We start from the raw sequence: 15,371 nt of genomic DNA on the forward strand, positions 1-15,371 counted from the left end.
CCGCAGCAGGCAGACACGCACCCTGCCCCCTCATGCCCGTTCATGAACGATGCAGAGGCACGATCCAAACGAAACAAAAATGGCAAAGCCGTGTTTCAGCCGCCAGGCAAGGAGGAGAGCCCGGCAGGCGATGCATGACAACGGTCTTGCCCCGGACTGGGTCGCCACGCCCCATTTTGGCCGTGGGACCGGTGCATCAGTTGCCGGTGGACCGGGTATGGAATTCCCGCAAGATGGAAAGGAAGAGATCGGCGCGATGGGTGGAAGGCCGATGCAGATCGGTCACCGCGCAGATGGTGTGCGCGAAGCTGGGGCTGCCACGTCTTGCACGCAGGGCGTAGCGCTTGCCGATCAGTTGCGCATAGTGGGTCGGCAACAGGCCCACATAGTCGCCCGTGGCCACCAGCAAGGCGATCGCCTCCAGTCCACCGGCTTCGGGGCCACGCGGGTAGTCGCCGGCCGCCAGCACCTGCTCGACATAGGGGTGTGGCCGGTAGACCAGTGCCGGCCTGCCTTTTCCGGCCTCACCGGGCTCCTTGCGGATGGCGCCGTAGATGCGATGGCTCTCCACGAACAGGGGCAGGTAATCGAATTCGTCATCACCCGGATAGCGCCCCCGGATGGCGATATCGACCCGCTGTTCACGCAGTGCCTGGTTGAGTTCGGGAAAGGTCATCACCTCGATGCGCGGCTGCACCTGCGGCGCGCGTCGCCGCAGCATGGCGATGGCTTGCGGCAACTTGCAATCGGGATGCCCCAGCGCATGCTCCACCACGCCCAGGGCCAGGGGACCGGAGAGCACGCCATGCACGGCATCGATCTCGGGACGGATGCGTTCCAGCGAACGCAGCGCGGCACTGGCCAGGGTCAGTGCTACCTCGCCCTCGGGCGTCAGGCGGAAACCGGCCGGGCCGCGCTCGCACAGACGCACGCCCAGGCGCTGCTCGACCTCGCGCACATGACGGCTGATGGAGGCCTTGGACATCAGCAACAGCCGCTCGGCAGCAGCAAACCCGCCCGCCTCGGCGACGTTGCAGAACACACGCAGTGAGCGCAGGTCGCGCTCGTCGAAATCCAGCTTGATCATGGGATGTACTTTCGGCCCGGTACCAGGTCGCAGTGACAAGGTCTCAAAAAATGGAACTATACCCCCAAAAGAATCATTTTCCATGACCGCTGGCCCTCACTAGAGTGCATCCATGCCGCGACGACATCGCCGTCCTCGCCCGGACCACCCTACCTGGATTGCCTGCCATGCCTAACTTGACCGTCCCGCCGCGCAGCGGCCACAAGACCCTGCTGTATTCGGAACTGGTGAGCGAGTTCACCGAACAGAGCCAGCTGCAGTCCGACATCGCCGTGCTGGGTGTTCCCTTCGGCGCAGCCTACGGTCCGCGCCAGTACAGCAACGACCAGACCAATGCACCGCAGGCGCTGCGCGAGCTGACCGATCGCATGGTGCGCCATCCCTCGCACTACGACTTCGATATCGATGGTCCATTGCTGCAGGAGCGCGATGATATCCGCTTCGTCGATTGCGGCGATGTCCTGCCCGGCCTGGCCGATCCCGAGGACCACAAGCGCCGCGCCGAACTGGCCGTGCGCCAGATCCTGCGCGGCGGCGGCCTGCCCATCGTGCTGGGCGGCGACCATGGCATCACCAATCCGGTCTTGCGCGGCTTCGACGAAGTCGGCCCCATCACCCTGGTACACATCGACGCCCATCTGGACTGGCGCGACGAGGTCAACGGCGTGCGCGATGGTCTCTCCAGCGTGATCCGGCGCGCCTCCGAACTGCCCTACGTCAAGCACATCGTGCAGATCGGCCTGCGTGCCCAGGGCAGTGGCCGTCCGGCCGACTACCGTGCCGCGCGCGAATGGGGCGCCGATCTCATCAGCGCCTACGAATTGCATGACATCGGCATGGAGGCCGTACTGGCACGCATCCCCGATGGCGGCAACTACTACCTGACCATCGATGCCGATGGCCTGGATTGCGCCATCATGCCCGCCGTCGATGGGCCGGCGCCGGGCGGCGTGACATTCCTGCAGGCCCGCAAGCTGATCCACGGCCTGGTCAACAAGGGCCGTGTGGTGGGCATGGATATCGTCGAGATCCAGCCGGCCAAGGACAACGCCAGCAAGATCAGTTGCGTCACCGCCGGCCGCCTGATCGTCAACCTGATCGGCGCCAGCATCCGCGCCGGTTATTTCGACAAGAAGTAAGCCTCCCCTTCGCCCGACTCCTCCAACCACGCATCGGAACCGCCATGGCACATACCCGCATCCGCAAGTTCAATACCCGCGAGACCTATCCCGAACAACAGATCGACAACGACCTCTGCCAGGCCGTGGTGGCACGCGGCACCATGGTCTTCCTGCGCGGCCAGATCGGCCAGGACCTCGATACCTCGGAGAGCGTCTGCATCGGTGACGTCAAAGGCCAGACCGAGCAGGCCATGAAGAACATCGACATGCTCCTCAAGGAAGCCGGCAGCCAGCTGGAGCATATCTGCAAGCTCACCATCTACATCTCGGACCCGCGCTTTCGCGAGGATGTCTACCGGGTGGTGGGCAAGTGGCTTAAGGGCGTCTATCCGGTCTCCACGGGGATCGTGGTGACCGCCTTCGCCCGTCCCGAGTACCTGGTCGAGGTCGATGCCACGGCCGTCATTCCCGATTGATACCGGCGAGCGGCAGCGCATCGACGCGCTGTACGGTCGACCCCACCCTGTTTTTACGTCTCTGGTAAGTAGCAGTACTTGGGCCGCATCCTCGGATGCGGCCTTTTTTTGCGCCTGGGCGCAAGGGGACAAGGTGGCGGCCGATGGCGGCCACTCCGGAGAGGATCAGTCGTGGGAGTTGTCCTGCGACATCGTCGACAGGCCGGAGTACAGGCTGCAACACGGCGGCGCGCCGCGATGCGAGCCGGTGGTGAGGTCGCTGGAGTCGTTGAGATAAGCGACCAGCTTGCGATAGAGCTTGGCAAGGTAGTTCATGACATACCCCCTTGGGAACGGGATTGGGTTCACAACATGTGCCGGCTAAGTCCGTGACAGTGCGGCACGCTCCGTTAAAATTGTTTATAACATTTATTCTATGTGCGGAAGCGCCATTCGTCCATCAGGGATTTTCTGACACCGTCACGCCTGTTGCATGCCGTCATCAGGGGTAGCAACGCCTACACGCCATCGGCCTGGGCTTGGGCTTGGGCTTGGGCTAGCAACCAGCGGCGGAAAGTCGCCATGGCCGGCGTCTGCTGCCTGGACTTGAGCCGGGTGAGCCAGTAGGCCCCGGTCTCGATATCGCTCTCGAAGGGGCAGGCCAGGCGCCCATCGCGCAGTTCCCGCTCGAACATCAGCACCGGCAACAGGGCCACCCCGGCCTGTTGCGCAGCCGCTTCGGCCATGGCCAGCGAGGAGTCGAACACGAAGCCCCGCAGGGGCGGACAAGGCAGGCCGACGGCGGCGAACCACTGGCCCCATTCGCTGGCGCGGTAGGAGCGCAGCAGGGTCTCGCCGGCCAGGTCGGCGGGATGATGCAGGCGCCCGGCGATCTCCGGCGCGCACATCGGTGCCAGGGGGGCGGCGAACAAACGTTCAGCCTCGGTGCCGTGCCATGCACCATCGCCAAACCGGATCGCAAAATCCAGCCCCTCGCCGGCCAGGTCGACGCGGTTGTTGTTGGTCAGCAGACGCAGATCGATGAAGGGATGATCGTGTTGGAATTCGCGCAGGCGCGACATCAGCCAGCCCACCGCGAAGGTGCCGACCACACCCACGGTAAGCACCTCGCGCCGGCGACCATGCTCGAACTGGCCCAGCACGTCGGCAATGCGGCCGAAGGATTGCGCCACCACCGGCAGCAGCGCCAGCCCCTCGTCGGTCAGCGCCAGTCCGCGCGGCAGGCGGCGGAACAAGGCCACGCCCAGGCGCTGCTCCAGGTTCTTGACCTGCATGCTGACGGCGGTCTGGGTCACGCTCAACTCTTCGGCCGCACGCGTGAAGGAGAGATGGCGGGCAGAGACTTCAAAGGCGCGCAAGGCATTGAGGGGCAGATACATGCAGGACTCCAGGCATCAGATTTTCTTGGGACTAGTCCCAATTATCGTGAATTGCGAGCGCGGCCGCCACTGCCTATCATCTGCCCTGTTCCATTCGCTTGGCGACGACCCCAAGCGCGACAACAGAGGAGAAAACATGCCCGGACGACGAAATTTCCTGAGCCTGGCCGCCCTGGCGGCTACCGCAATGATCAGCAAGAGCTGGGCTGCCGATGGCAGCAAGGCAAGTAAAACTGTGGCCTCCAGCCCCTTCAACGACAAGATGGCGGCGCTGGAATCCTCCGTCGGCGGTCGCCTGGGCGTCTCGCTGGTCGATACCGCCAGCGGTCGCTACTGGGGCTATCGCGCCGACGAGCGCTTCCCCATGTGCAGCACCTTCAAGTTCCTGGCGGCCACGGCAGTCTTGCACCGCGTCGACCTGGGCCGGGAGCAGCTGGAGCGTCGCCTCGTCTACGGCAAGCACGACCTGGTGCCCTACTCCCCCACGACCGGCAAGCATGTCGGTGGCCAGGGCCTGTCGATGGCGCAGGTGTGCGAAGCGGCCATGACGCTCTCCGACAATACCGCCGCCAATCTGATGCTGGCCAGCATGGGCGGACCGGCCGGCCTGACCGCCTTCATCCGCACACTGGGCGACGACAAGACCCGCCTGGACCGCAACGAGCCCACCCTCAACGAAGCCGTGCCGGGTGACCCGCGCGACACCACCACGCCCGCGGCGATGACGGCTAACCTGCGCACGGTCGTATTGGGCAATGCGCTCAAGCCCGCCTCGCGCGACCAGATTACGCAATGGCTGCGCGCCAACCAGACCGGCGACAAGCGCGTGCGCGCCGGCCTGCCCGGCGATTGGAAGGTGGGCGACAAGACCGGCACCGGGCGCCTGGGGACCAGCAACGACATCGGCGTGATCTGGACCGCGCAAGGCACGCCGCTGCTGTTTGCCGTCTATCTCACCGAGAACCAGGCCGACGATGCACGCCGCGATGCGGTGCACGCCGCCATCGGACGCGTGATCGCACAGGATCTCGGCCTGTCCTGATCGCTCCCCCCGGGCAGCCCGCCAGGCAGGATTGATTAATAATGATTATCATTTATAATCCGCGTTTTCCAACGCTGCCTGGCACCCCTCTTGTCACGCGACTCTTCACGCGACTCTTCTTCGCCTTCGCTGATGTCGGCCCTGCTTCATCACTACGATGAGCTGGTCGACCACCTGCGTCGCCGTTTCGGCGACCGCAGCTTTGCGCGCGACGTGATGCAGGATGTGTGCGTCCATGTACTGGAACAAGCCCCCAGGACGGCAGTGCACACCCCGCTGGCCTTCCTGCGCCGGGTCTCCACCCACCTGGCCATCGATCGCTACCGGGTCGAGGCCGGCCGGCGTGCCCATGTCGAGAGCATGGCCGAGCTGCCCGAGCCGGGCAGCCACCATCCCACCGAGGAAGACCGCCTCAGCGCCCGGCAAGAGCTTGACGTACTCATCGATGTTATCGAGAATCTGCCTCCACGCTGCCGCGAGGTGTTCGTCATGCACAAGATCCACCAGATCCCGCAGGCCGAAGTCGCGCAGCGCCTGAACATTTCGCGGCAGATGGTGGAGAAGCACCTCAAGGCGGGCATGGCCGCCTGCCGCGCCAGATTGCCGTCCCCGGACCCACGCTGATGCATCCAGAGCACGACCACGCCCACGATCCCGCCCACGCTGCCCATGCCGACCGCTTGCTGGCGCAGCACAGCCAGGCGCTGCGCGCGCGCTTTCCGCTGCCGGCGACCCAGGTCAGCCGGTCGCAGCGCCCACGCCGGCTGGCCATGGCCACTGCATTGCTGGTGCTGGTATCGGGTACGCTGCTGTGGCTGGACCCGGCCTATCGCAGCGAACGCCTGGTGAGCCAGATCGGCCAGCGCAATACCGCCACCCTGGCCGATGGCAGCACCATCACCCTCAATACCGACAGCGCCCTGGATGTGTCCTGGCACCTGCGTTCGCGCCGCGTGACCTTGGAACGTGGCCAGGCCCTCTTCGATGTCAGCCATGCGACCTGGCGCCCCTTCAGCGTGGAGGCGGGTAACACCCGCGTGAGCGTCGTAGGCACCCTCTTCGAGGTATGGCGCCAGCCGGAATCGGTGCGCGTGACCGTGCTGCGAGGCAAGGTGCGGGTGGATAACCTGGCAGTCGCCGCGCCCCCCGCCTATCTGGTGGCCGACCAGCAGATCGCCTCCGCCGCGGCGGGCCTGACGCCGGTGACGCAGGTCGATGCCGCCAGCAGCATGGCCTGGAAGGATGGCCGCCTGGTCTTCGACCACACGCCGCTGCGGCAGGCCCTGCAGGAGTTGCAACGCTACACGCGGGCCCGCATTGCCCTGCCCGATCCCCAGGTGGGCGCGCTGCAGCTCTCCGGTGTATTCGATACCGACCGCGCCGATGCCCTGCTGGAACTGCTGCCGGGCATCCTGCCGGTCACGCTGGGACGCAATGCGCAGGACGAGATCGAAGTCCGCAAGCTGGCAGCGAAGAAATAGTCGACCGCCCGAAAAAATATTTCGTCGGCGAGGTTGGGTAAGCGCCCTGCCCGTTCGGCATCTTCCTTGAGACCCATTACAAGGAGGATTTCGTGTCACGTTCCACCCGTCGTTCGTCCCTGCTCCGCCTCAATGCCCTGGCCGCCGCCGTGCTGCTGGCCACCAGCGCCTATGCACAGAGCGGCAAGCTCGCGCTCGATATTCCGGCCGAACCGCTGGACAAGGCACTCACCACGCTGGCGCGCCAGAGCGGCATCCAGATCCTGTTCGCCAGCGAGGCCACGCGGGCGCGCATGAGCGCCGCCCTCAAGGGTAGCTATACCGCACGCGAAGCACTGGACAAGCTGCTGGCCGGCAGCGGCCTGGTGGTACGCGAACAGGGGGACAAGACCTATACCGTGCAACCCGCGGATGCGACACGCAGCGACAACGCCCTGCCCACCGTGACCGTCACGGCCGACACCGCCGAGAGCGCCTACGGTCCGGTCAATGGCTATGTCGCCACCCGCACCGCCAGCGCCACCAAGACCGACACACCGCTGCTGGAGACGCCGCAATCGATCAGCATCATCCCGCGCGAGCGCTACGAGGCCCAGGGTGCCCAGAGCATCAACGAGGCCCTGCGCTACAGTGCCGGCATTTCCAGCTATGGCGCTGGCACCCGCTCGGACTGGTACACGGTGGTGCGCGGCTTCGATCCCAACGTCTACCTCGACGGCCTGGCGCTGCCCACTACCATCAACCTGGCCAGCTGGCGCGTCGATCCCTACCAGCTGGAGCGCATCGAAGTGCTGCGCGGACCGGCCTCGGTGCTGTATGGGCAAGGCCAGCCGGGTGGCACCGTCAACATGGTCTCCAAGCTGCCCACGGCCACGCCGCTGCACGAGATCGAAGTCCAGTTCGGCAACAATGCGCGGCGCCAGCTGGCGGGTGATTTCGGCGGCGCCATCGACGAGGATGGCAAGTTGCTGTATCGCTTCACCGGCCTGGTGCGCGACAGCAACCTGCCCTTCGGCCCCTTCAAGGACCAGCGCCTGTTGCTGGCGCCGTCACTGATGATGAAGCTCTCGCGCGACACCTCGCTGACGCTGCAGGCCACCTACCTGCGCGACCGCACCAATTCCTCGGACAACTTCCTGCCGGCCTCGGGCACCATCCTGCCCAATCCGAACGGGCAGCTCTCCAGCTCGCTGTTTACCGGTTCGCCCGACTTCGACCGCTATGAGAAGGAACAATGGTCGCTGAGCTACCTGTTCGAACATCGCTTCGACGACACCTGGACAGTGCGCCAGAACCTGCGCTACAGCCACCTGAACCTGAAGGATTACATGACCTATGGCGTGGGACTGGATGACAGCGACAGCAGCCAGAGCAGCATGACCCGCTACGCCGGCATCGCCAAACCCGACTATGGGCGGCTCTCGGTGGATAACCAGGTGCAGGCGCAGTTCAGGAACGGCGCCATCGAACAGACCGTGCTGGCCGGCCTGGACATCCAGCGCCAGCGCCGCCACAACTGGGAAGCCTATGCGCTCACCTCCAGCCTGAACCTGTATCACCCGGTCTATACCGCCTTCGACTGGTCCATCTTCGACAATGTCACACCGGAAGACACGATCTCCCTCCAGGAGCAGGTCGGCCTGTACGTGCAAGACCAGGTCAAGCTGGGCCAGCGCTGGGTGCTGACCGGCAGCCTGCGCCGCGACTGGGCCAAGACCACCAACGAAGACCTCATCGCCAGCACCTCCACCACGCAGAAGGACAGTGCCACCACCGGCCGCATCGGCGCGGTCTACCTGGCCGGAGGCGGCTGGGCGCCGTTCGTGAGCTATTCGACCTCGTTCATGCCGGAGCTGGGCACCGACCGCTTCGGCAATGCCTTCAAGCCCACGCGCGGGCGCCAGGTGGAAGCCGGCGTGAAGTACCAGCCGGACGAGAAGACCGCCATCACGGCTGCGCTGTTCGAGATCCGCCAGAAGAACGTCACCACCACCGACCTGAGCGACCCGCTCGGTACCCACTACGTGCAGACCGGCGAAGTGCGCTCGCGTGGCGTGGAACTGGAAGCCGCGCTGGAACTGAGCCGCAGCCTCAAGGCCGTGGCCAGCTACAGCTACACCGACGTCAAGAACACCCAGTCCAACGACGCCAGCTCGCTGGACAAGACGCCAGTCGACATCCCCCGTCCGCGCCATCTGGCCTCGCTGTGGCTGGACTACACCCTGCGCGGCGGCCAGCTCAATGGGCTGGGGATGGGCGCGGGCGTGCGTTACGTGGGCAATGCCCCGGGCAGTGCAGACAACTCACTGAACGTGCCGGGCTATACCCTGGTCGACGCCGCGCTGCACTACGACCTGCCGCAATGGCGCCTGTCGCTGACGGCCAGCAACCTGTTCGACAAGGAATATATTTCCGGCTGCTACGACGCGACCCGCTGCATCTATGGCAACGGCCGCACCGTGCTGGCGACGGCGCGTTATCGCTGGTAAGCAAGCAAGCGCGGGGCGAGGTTCAGTTGGCGAAGCTCAGCGAGACCGGCCCCACCTGCGCCAGCGCGGCCTCCACCAGCAGGCCGGCACGCGCATGTTCAAGGCCGGTACAGGAGCCGGTGGTGATGATCTGGCCAGCGCGCCAGGGCTGGCCGCGCAGGGAGCAGTGCCGTGCCAGCCAGGCCAGCATGGGCCACAGATCGGCGGGATTGCCGCCGGTGGTATGGGCTTTTTGCTGGCCGTCGATATGCAGGCTGGCAACGGTCGTCGCCAGCGCCAGTGTGTCCGGCAAGGCTTGGGGCTGGCCGGTCACCAGCGCGCCATGGCACAACAGGTCGGCCATGGCGGCCCAGGGATTGCCACAGGGTTGCTGGCCCAGGCGGGTCTCCACCACTTCGATGGCGGGCAGGATGGCGTCGAAGACGCTGCGCAATTCCACTTCATCGGGCAGGCGATCGCCGGGGTCGTAGTCGCGTCCCACACGCAGGGCCAGTTCCACTTCCAGGCCGCGCATGCGCCACTGCGGCCCGGTCAGTTGCACGCCGGAGGGCAGGATGCCGGCCAGCGGCAACGGCGCACAGGCGGGCGTGGAACCGTCGCCCTTGCTGCCGACCTTCCAGCCGCCGACCGGCCCCAGCCGGTGCAACTGGGCGTCCTGCACCGCATAGGCGGTCGCGGCATCGCCCACCGCCAGCCGGCGCCAGTCCAGCGCCACGCGGCTAAGGCGGGCGTCGAGCAGAAGTTGGGTGGCGGCGTCGATATGCATGCTGAGGGTCTCCAGGGCGGTAAGTCAATGCAGCGCGCATTGTACTGGGAGTCGCTCGCTCGCACATCCAGCCCGGCTCTCCATGCCATCCCGTCAGCGCCGCTCCGGCGTCGCGACCTTGCCTGAAAACGCAGCTTCCCATTGCGGCAAGAACGTCGCGGCATACCGATAGCACTCCTGGCCCTCTTCGGTCAGGCACAACGGCGGCGGTGAGCGTTCCAGCAGCGGCGTACCGAAGTAGTCCTCCAGTTGCCGCAGTCGTCGACTCACCGTCGGCTGGGTCACACCCAGCGCCACAGCCGCCGCGGACATCCCGCCAGACTCCACGATCCTCAGGAAAGTCTGCAGGAGCATGATGCGGTCAGCCGCCCCCGTCTTCCTGGACGCTGTGGTGGCAGGACTCAGCATGGCGCATCGATGATGGCCACTGCCCGGGTCCAGCCAGCCGAGGCACCACGGATCTTGAAGGGGAAGCAGCAGACCGTGAAACCGCTGGCAGGCAAGGCCTCCAGGTTGTGCAGCTTTTCCAGATGGCAATAGCCGATGTCACGGCCAGCCTTGTGTCCTTCCCAGATCAGGCTGGCATCCTGCGTCTGGCGGTATTTCTCGGCGGTATGCACGAAGGGCGCATCCCAGCTCCAGGCGTCAGTCCCGGTCAGCTTCACGCCGCGTTCGAGCAGGTACATGGTCGCTTCGTAACCCATGCCGCAGCCGGCGCTGACATAGTTGTCCTGGCCATAGCGCTGGCCTGCGGCCGTGTTCACGACCACGATTTCCAGCGGCTTGAGGGTATGGCCGATGCGCTGCAACTCGGCCTCGACATCAGCCGCCGTGACGACGTAGCCATCGGCGAAATGACGAAAATCGAGTTTCACACCCGGCTGCATGCACCACTCCAGCGGCACCTCGTCGATGGTGATGGCGCGCTGGCCGTGGTCCATGGTCGAGTGGAAATGGTAAGGCGCATCCAGGTGCGTGCCGTTGTGCGTGATCAGGTTGATGCGCTCGATGGCCCATGCCTGGCCATCCGGCAGGTCGTCCTTTTGCAGGCCGGGGAAGAAGGCCAGCATCTCGTCGGCCGAGGTGTGGTGGTTGACGTACTCGATCCTGGGTCGATAGACCGGAGGATCGGACACCACGTCATTTTCGAGGTAGATGGAAATATCGATGAATTGGCGTGCCATGGGCAGCTCCTGTCGGGTGGCAATCGGTGATTCAGAAATTGACCTTGTCGCCGCCCTTGAGGGCGAGCATCGCGCGCGCCTGGGCGGGCGTGGCGATCTCCAGCGACATGTTCTCGAGAATGGCGCGCACCCGGCTGACTTGCTGGGCGTTGGTTCTGGCCAGGTTGCCCGGGCCATCCCACAACGAATCCTCCAGACCCACGCGCACGTTGCCACCCTGGGCGGCGGCGGTGGCGGCAATGGGCATCTGCGCGCGTCCGGCCCCCAGCACCGACCACACAAACTGGTCGCCGAAAAGACGATCGGCGGTACGCTTCATGTGCGCGATATCGTCGGCATGCACACCGATACCACCGAGGATGCCAAAGACCGTCTGGATGAACAGCGGCCCCTTGACCAGGCCCCGGTCGACGAAGTGCGCCAGGTTGTACAGGTGGGCGGTGTCGTAGCACTCGAACTCGAAGCGCGTACCGTGCTCGCCGCAGCGCTTGAGGATGGTCTCGATATCCTGGAAGGTGTTCTTGAACACCACGTCACGCGTCCCCTCAAGATAGGCGGCCTCCCAGGGATGCTGGAATTCCCGGTAACGCCCCAGCAGCGGATACATGCCGAAATTCATCGACCCCATGTTCAGCGACGCCAGTTCGGGTTGCAGCTGCAATGCCGGTTGCAGGCGTTCGGCCACGGTCATTGCCGGCGAGCCGCCCGTGGTCAGGTTGATGATGCCGTCACAGCGGCGGCGGATGTTGCCGACGAAGGCCCGGAACAGTTCCGGATCCTGCGAGGGCCGGCCATCGGCCGGGTTGCGCGCATGCAAGTGTACGATGGCCGCGCCCGCCGCAACGGCCTCGACGGCGGCGTTCTCGATCTGTTCGCCGGTGATGGGCAGATGCGGTGACATGGTCGGCGTGTGGATGGCGCCGGTCACGGCACACGTGATGATGACTGGGTTCTTCATGCGGGTTCTCTCAGGACAGGGGGGAAGACAATACGGGAGCAGCCTGTTGCACAGGCTGCCAGTGCGCCATCGGCAAACCGGCTACCGGCGACCTGAAACAGGCAATGCTGCTGCCCATGAGGCTGCCGAGGTAGACCGTGGACAGGTCGGCGCCACCGAAGGTGATGCTGGCCAGCCAGGGGGCAATGCTGCCGCGGGCGCGCGCCATGATCTCGGTGGTCAGGGTCGACTGCGCGAAATGGTGTTCCAGCTCGGCAATGGCAGCGGGATTGCCATCGTCGAGCAGCGTGAGGACGTCGCCTTGCGGGGTGATCGCCAGCAGGCGCTCTGACATGATCATGGCCACCCACAGGTTTCCATAGGCGTCGAAGGCGATACCATCGGGGAATCCCGCTCCCAGACTGGCCGGACCATGGATCTCGCGCGCACTCAGGCTGCCATCCGGCCCGACCCGCATGCGGCTGATGCGCTTGCCGGTGGTCTCGGCAATGTAGAGCCATTCTTCGCGGGCATCCAGGCGGATCTCGTTGGTGAAAGCAAAACCGTCGGCGACGATGCGCGGGCACCCCTGATCGATCAAGACGATATAGCCGTCGGCCAGGCCCGGACGCATCGCCGCCACCCAGGGATTGCAGCGCGTCGATACCGTCAGCCAGATCCTGTTGCGCGAATCCCGCAAGACGAAGTTGACCTTGCCGATGGGCAGGCCATCGATACGGTCCAGCAGTACAGTGGATCTACCGCTACGATCCATCCGTTCGAGCGCATCCGTGCCGAAGTTGGCGATGAGAAAATTCCCCTCTCCATCGAAAGCCAGGCCGTTGGGTAAGGTGCCCTGCATGAAGCGGGCATGGTCGTCACCAGCCGATGCATCGAAATGGGTGTTGGGCTGCTGCACCACCAGACGTTGCTCGCCGCTGGCGCCAAGGTGGCAGACGCCACCCCGGGCATCGGCACTCCACAGGGACCCATCGGGCTCGGCCAGGATGCACTCCGGACGTCGCAGGTCCTGTCCGACCGTATGGATGTCGTTACGCTGCACGCGCCAATGCCGCAGCGGATTGTCCGGTGTCATGGCTAGCCCTTCTTCAGCGCCGGGCAGGCCGACGCTTCCAGTGGCTTGAAGGCCTGGTCACCCGGAATCACCTTGTCCAGCTTGTAGAGATCCCATGGCCCTCTGGATTCCTGCGGTGACTTGACGGTGAAGAGGTAGTAGTCATGCACCATCCTGCCATCCGGCCGCAGCTTGGCATTGCGCACCACCTGGTCCTGGATGGGTAGCCGGTGCATCTACTGGATCACGTCCCTGGCTTGCGTGGTCTTGCTGGCCGCAGCCGCCTTGAGATAGTGATAGACCGAGGAATAGACACCGGCATGGATCATGGAAGGCTTGCCCAGCTTGGACAAGCTCTCGTAGCGGCTGCTCCAGGCGCGGGTCTGGTCGTCGTAGTCCCAGTAGAAACTCTCGGCCAGCACTGCCCCCTGCGCCGTCTGCAAGCCGATGCTGTGGACGTCCTGCGCGCTGAGGATGAAGCCGACGACCTTCTGTCCCCGCTTGGTCACGCCGAATTCGCTGGCGGCCTTGATGGCATTGATGGTGTCGGCACCGGCATTGGCCAGGCCGATGTAGTTGGCCTTGGACGACTGCGCCTGCAGGATGGCCGAGGAGAAATCGGCATTCGGGAAGGGATGGCGGTTCGATCCCAGGAACTTGCCGCCACCGGCTTCGATGATGGCCCGGCCATCCGACTCCAGGGCCTTGCCGAAGGCATAGTCGGCCGTCAGGTAATACCACGAAGTCCCGGGCTTGTTGATGGCACGGGTCACGGCCGCTACCTGGGCATAGGTATCCCAGAGCCACTGCACGCTGTTACCCGGTGCGCAGTCCTCGTTGGTGAGGCGGCTGGTGCCGCCGGGATAGAGCGCGACCTTGTCCTTCTCCACCACCAGCTTCTGGATGGCCAGCTGGACCGAGGCATTGACCAGGTCCACCAGGGCATCGACATGCTGGGTGTCGAACCATTCCCGCGCCTTCGACGAGGCCAGGTCGGCCTTGTTCTGATGGTCGGCCGCGATCAGGTCGATCTTCATGCCCCGGCACTCCCGTGCCAGGCAGTCATCGATGGCCATTTGTGCCGCCACCACCGAGCCACGCCCGGCCAGGCTGGAATAAGGACCGGACATGTCGGTGAGCACACCGAGGCGCAGTGTCTTGACGGGTTCTGCTGCCTGCACCGCGCAGTGCGCGCCGACAGTCAGCAATGCGCCGATCAGCGCAGGGATTGCATTGCGTTTCATGAACTCTCCTCAGAAGCGATGGCGGATGCCCACACCGATGCTGTTGCCGCTCGCCGTTGCGCTGGCCTTGTCCAGCATGCCCACGGCATAGACGTCGGTTCTCCTGGACAGGTAATAGTCATAGCCCAGCGACGCAGAGGTACGCTGGCTCGGGCTGGCATTCTGGTCATTGCGCGTCTGTGCCCACGACGCCAGGATGTCGCCGCCCCCGGCCGGCACTGCAATACCCGCTTGTGCCGTGCGCGCGCGCAGGTCTGGCGTGGAGGCGCTGGCCTGGCTGTAGGAGCCATACAGGCGCAGGAACTTGAAGTCATACGAGCCGCCCAGGAAGCCGGTCTTCTGCACGGTACTCCCCACGCTGGCAATGCCGGGGCCCGCCTTGACCTGCTGGGCGCCCAGGGTGAGGTAGGTCGGGCCATCCTTGTAGACGGCATTGAGTGAGACATTGTTGGTGCCGCTGCTGCCGGCCACTTCGCCGAAGCCATACTGGGCCGTGACCTTCACCGCGCCTATCGATGGCAACGTGTACTGGACGGCGTTATCCCAGCTGGTATCGCCAAACACGGCACGGCCAAACGGCGCGGTCCAGGTCTGGGCCAGCAAGGGCGCAAAGCGGGTCGACCCGCCGAAGGGATTGGCCGCCCCTGTGGAATAGAACAGCGGATTGACGATGCGGCCCACGCGCAACTCGCCCCAGGCACCGGCCAGGCCCACGTTGGAATTGCGCGAGAACATCGTGTCGGTATTGGAGCGCCCGGCCGCGCCGGTGTCGAGCTGCAGATATCCCTCGATCGTGAACACTGCGCGATTGCCGCCGCCCAGATCTTCGCTGCCGCCCAGCCCCCAGTAGGACGTGGTCATGCCGCCGCTGTTGAGCACCTTGGCCGAGGCTGCATCACCGCTGATCTTGGAACTCCCCGCCCACAGGTCCAGCACGCCATAGACCTGCACCGCGCTCTGCGCTGCCGCAGCCGAACACACCAGCCAGCCCGCCGCCGCGAGCAGCGCATGCCTGGCCATGCGGCCAGCTCCACCCATCTCCACCATTGTTGTCTCCTTGGTTATCGTCTTGTCGCCGGTTTGATTGCCG

At 65.1% G+C, this 15,371-nt stretch carries 17 protein-coding genes; 6 read left to right on the top strand and 11 right to left on the bottom strand.

Features of this window, described 5'->3' with window-relative positions; all coding sequences use genetic code 11:
• Nucleotides 1-196 precede the first annotated feature (196 nt).
• Nucleotides 197-1,087 carry a LysR family transcriptional regulator gene (locus ACIPHN_RS07005; protein ID WP_400434605.1) on the bottom strand — a complete coding sequence of 297 codons (891 nt, stop codon included), beginning with the start codon at nt 1,085-1,087 and terminating at the stop codon, nt 197-199.
• Nucleotides 1,088-1,254: 167 nt separating this feature from the next.
• On the opposite strand from ACIPHN_RS07005, the gene ACIPHN_RS07010 reads away from it, so the two are divergent.
• Together ACIPHN_RS07010 and ACIPHN_RS07015 are read left to right on the top strand one after the other, a co-directional pair.
• Complete coding sequence (locus ACIPHN_RS07010) at nt 1,255-2,226, top strand: agmatinase (protein ID WP_400434607.1); 972 nt, start codon at nt 1,255-1,257, stop codon at nt 2,224-2,226.
• A gap of 44 nt (nt 2,227-2,270) precedes the next feature.
• Entirely contained in the window at nt 2,271-2,684 is a 414-nt protein-coding gene (locus ACIPHN_RS07015) for a RidA family protein (RefSeq protein ID WP_400434609.1), read from the top strand.
• 165 nt (nt 2,685-2,849) lie between these two features.
• On the opposite strand, the gene ACIPHN_RS07020 is transcribed toward ACIPHN_RS07015, so the two are convergent.
• The gene (locus ACIPHN_RS07020; RefSeq protein WP_400434611.1) at nt 2,850-2,999 is read right to left on the bottom strand and encodes a hypothetical protein; all 150 of its coding nucleotides are present in this window, start codon (nt 2,997-2,999) and stop codon (nt 2,850-2,852) included.
• Between the two features lie 182 nt (nt 3,000-3,181).
• The gene (locus ACIPHN_RS07025) at nt 3,182-4,063 is read right to left on the bottom strand and encodes a LysR family transcriptional regulator (protein ID WP_400434613.1); all 882 of its coding nucleotides are present in this window, start codon (nt 4,061-4,063) and stop codon (nt 3,182-3,184) included.
• Nucleotides 4,064-4,199: 136 nt separating this feature from the next.
• On the opposite strand from ACIPHN_RS07025, the gene bla reads away from it, so the two are divergent.
• The 4 genes from bla (at nt 4,200) to ACIPHN_RS07045 (ending at nt 9,075) form a co-directional block, all read left to right on the top strand.
• Entirely contained in the window at nt 4,200-5,105 is a 906-nt protein-coding gene (gene bla, locus ACIPHN_RS07030) for a class A beta-lactamase (RefSeq protein ID WP_400434615.1), read from the top strand.
• Nucleotides 5,106-5,237: 132 nt separating this feature from the next.
• On the top strand, nt 5,238-5,729 hold the full coding sequence (locus ACIPHN_RS07035; protein WP_400434676.1) for a sigma-70 family RNA polymerase sigma factor: 492 nt from the start codon (nt 5,238-5,240) through the stop codon (nt 5,727-5,729).
• On the top strand, nt 5,729-6,586 hold the full coding sequence (locus ACIPHN_RS07040) for a FecR family protein (protein ID WP_400434617.1): 858 nt from the start codon (nt 5,729-5,731) through the stop codon (nt 6,584-6,586). The genes ACIPHN_RS07035 and ACIPHN_RS07040 overlap by 1 nt, the downstream gene beginning before the upstream one ends.
• A 92-nt stretch (nt 6,587-6,678) precedes the next feature.
• Entirely contained in the window at nt 6,679-9,075 is a 2,397-nt protein-coding gene (locus tag ACIPHN_RS07045; RefSeq protein ID WP_400434619.1) for a TonB-dependent siderophore receptor, read from the top strand.
• A gap of 22 nt (nt 9,076-9,097) precedes the next feature.
• Here ACIPHN_RS07045 and ACIPHN_RS07050 read toward each other — a convergent pair whose 3' ends face one another.
• The 8 genes from ACIPHN_RS07050 to ACIPHN_RS07085 all read right to left on the bottom strand — a co-directional run bounded on the left by ACIPHN_RS07050 (nt 9,098) and on the right by ACIPHN_RS07085 (nt 15,301).
• Nucleotides 9,098-9,841, bottom strand: coding sequence for a 2-keto-4-pentenoate hydratase (locus tag ACIPHN_RS07050; protein ID WP_400434621.1), 744 nt, complete (start codon nt 9,839-9,841; stop codon nt 9,098-9,100).
• 93 nt (nt 9,842-9,934) lie between these two features.
• Nucleotides 9,935-10,249 carry a LysR family transcriptional regulator gene (locus ACIPHN_RS07055; RefSeq protein ID WP_400434623.1) on the bottom strand — a complete coding sequence of 105 codons (315 nt, stop codon included), beginning with the start codon at nt 10,247-10,249 and terminating at the stop codon, nt 9,935-9,937.
• Nucleotides 10,243-11,025, bottom strand: a complete 783-nt coding sequence (locus ACIPHN_RS07060; RefSeq protein WP_400434625.1) for a cyclase family protein — start codon at nt 11,023-11,025, stop codon at nt 10,243-10,245. Before ACIPHN_RS07060 ends, ACIPHN_RS07055 begins: the two co-directional genes overlap by 7 nt.
• A 31-nt stretch (nt 11,026-11,056) precedes the next feature.
• On the bottom strand, nt 11,057-11,983 hold the full coding sequence (locus ACIPHN_RS07065) for a 3-keto-5-aminohexanoate cleavage protein (RefSeq protein WP_400434627.1): 927 nt from the start codon (nt 11,981-11,983) through the stop codon (nt 11,057-11,059).
• Nucleotides 11,984-11,993: 10 nt separating this feature from the next.
• Nucleotides 11,994-13,058: an SMP-30/gluconolactonase/LRE family protein gene (locus tag ACIPHN_RS07070; protein ID WP_400434629.1), complete on the bottom strand. Its 1,065-nt coding sequence runs from the start codon at nt 13,056-13,058 to the stop codon at nt 11,994-11,996.
• A 2-nt stretch (nt 13,059-13,060) separates the two neighbouring features.
• A complete protein-coding gene (locus tag ACIPHN_RS07075) occupies nt 13,061-13,273 on the bottom strand; it encodes a hypothetical protein (RefSeq protein WP_400434631.1) in 213 nt (70 codons plus the stop codon).
• The gene (locus ACIPHN_RS07080) at nt 13,274-14,281 is read right to left on the bottom strand and encodes an ABC transporter substrate-binding protein (RefSeq protein ID WP_400434633.1); all 1,008 of its coding nucleotides are present in this window, start codon (nt 14,279-14,281) and stop codon (nt 13,274-13,276) included.
• Between the two features lie 9 nt (nt 14,282-14,290).
• Nucleotides 14,291-15,301 (bottom strand): porin, encoded by a 1,011-nt coding sequence (locus tag ACIPHN_RS07085; RefSeq protein ID WP_400434635.1) that lies wholly within the window; start codon nt 15,299-15,301, stop codon nt 14,291-14,293.
• Nucleotides 15,302-15,371: the final 70 nt, after the last annotated feature.

The organism is Herbaspirillum sp. NPDC087042, from assembly GCF_044745245.1.
Lineage (GTDB): Bacteria > Pseudomonadota > Gammaproteobacteria > Burkholderiales > Burkholderiaceae_D > Herbaspirillum.